Source organism: Massilia glaciei (genome assembly GCF_003011895.2).
Taxonomy (GTDB): Bacteria; Pseudomonadota; Gammaproteobacteria; order Burkholderiales; family Burkholderiaceae_D; genus Telluria_A; species Telluria_A glaciei.
The window spans coordinates 1-1,623 of the sequence record NZ_PXWF02000168.1; the positions used below are offsets into that span (position 1 = coordinate 1).

Sequence of the window (1,623 nt, forward strand, 5' to 3'; positions counted from 1 at the left end):
CGGTGCTGGTGCGCGCGCTGCGCAACGGCGAGCCGTTGGCCGGCTGCCGCGCCGCCCTGGTGCTGCCGGGCGCGCCCGAGGAGCTCGCCGCGCTGCGCGCCGGGGCCGGGCGCGAGCACGTGCTGCTGTTCGGCGAAGGCGGCCAGATGGCGGCGCAGGGCGTGCACATCGGCTTCTTCCCCGACCAGGGACGGCTGCGCGTGGAGGTCAACCGCAAGGCGCTCGAGGCGAGCGGCCTGAAGGCGAGCTTCCGCCTGCTGGAGGTGGCAAAAATTGTGGAATAGACTCAAGCGGCTGCTGGCCGACCTGCCCCTGCGGCGCAAGCTGATCCTGATCACCATGCTCACCGTGATCGCCGCCACGTTGGCGATCCTCGCGTTCATGCGCGAGCAGTCGGTGCGCGCGCGCTACGACAACTTCGTCCAGCACGCGCTGGCGCAGACGCGCCTGGTGGCCGAGTACTCGGTCGGCCCGCTGGTGTTCGACGACGCCAAGGGCGCCACCGAAATCCTGGCCAAGCTGGCCGACGACAACGGCGTGGCCTACATCGAGCTGGTCGACGCCGCCGGGCGCCGGTTCACGCGCATCGACGGCAACGGGCTGGCGCCGCCGGTGGCGGCGGCCGCGCTGCCGCCGGGCGGCGGCTGGCGCTTCGAGGGCAAGCTGCTGCACGTGGCCGAGCCGGTGCGCCAGAACGAGGTGCTCGGCACCCTGCGGGTGGGCTGGCGGCTCGAGCGGCTCGAGCGCGACGGCAGCGAGGAGCTGCGCTTTTTGCTGGTGGTGCTGGCCGGCGTGGTCGCCTTCAGCTCGCTGCTCACGAGCGCGCTCCAGCGCATCATCTCGGCGCCCCTGCTCGCGCTCGAGGAGCACGCGCGCCGCATCGCCGAGGAGCAGGACTTCTCGGTCAGGCTGACCCCGCCCGGACGCGACGAGGTCGGCAACCTGTACCGCGCCTTCAATGTGCTGATCGGGCGCATCGCCGAGCGCGAGGAGGACATCTTCGCGTTCAACCGCTCGCTCGAGGCCAAGGTCGCCGAGCGCACCAGCGAGCTCGAGGTCGCGCGCGACAAGGCCGACCGCGCCAGCGCCGGCAAGAGCGACTTCCTGGCCAACATGAGCCACGAGATCCGCACCCCGATCAACGCGATCACCGGCTTCACGGCGCTGGCGCGGCGCACCGAGCTGACCGCCAAGCAGCAGAACTACCTCGACAAGATCCACGTCGCGGCCCAGGGCCTGCTGCGCATCATCAACGACCTGCTCGACTTCTCCAAGATCGAGGCCGGCCACCTCGACATGGAGCAGATCGGCTTTTCGCTCGGCGAGGTGATGGACACCATGCTCGCCCACGTGGGCGAACTGGCCGAGCGCCAGGGGCTCGAACTGCTGATCAAGGTGGCGCCCGGGGTGCCGGCGCAGCTGGTCGGCGACCCGCTGCGGCTCGGCCAGGTATTGATCAACCTGTGCAGCAACGCGGTCAAGTTCACCAGGCAGGGCGAGGTCGAGATCGTGGTCGCGCCCGCGCCCGGCGCGGCCGGCGACGGCCGGGTGGCGCTGCAGTTCTCGGTGCGCGACACCGGCATCGGCATGACGGCCGAGCAGGCCGGCAAGCTGTTCCAGGCC

General features: G+C 71.2%; 2 protein-coding genes. Both read left to right on the forward strand.

The annotated features are described in order from the left end of the window. A partial coding sequence (locus C7C56_RS10770) for a YfiR family protein (protein WP_181373119.1) occupies window positions 1-284 on the forward strand: 284 nt, incomplete at its 5' end. Next, on the forward strand, window positions 274-1,623 hold a 1,350-nt coding region (locus tag C7C56_RS10775; RefSeq protein WP_146204415.1), incomplete at its 3' end, for a hybrid sensor histidine kinase/response regulator. The genes C7C56_RS10770 and C7C56_RS10775, both read left to right, overlap by 11 nt.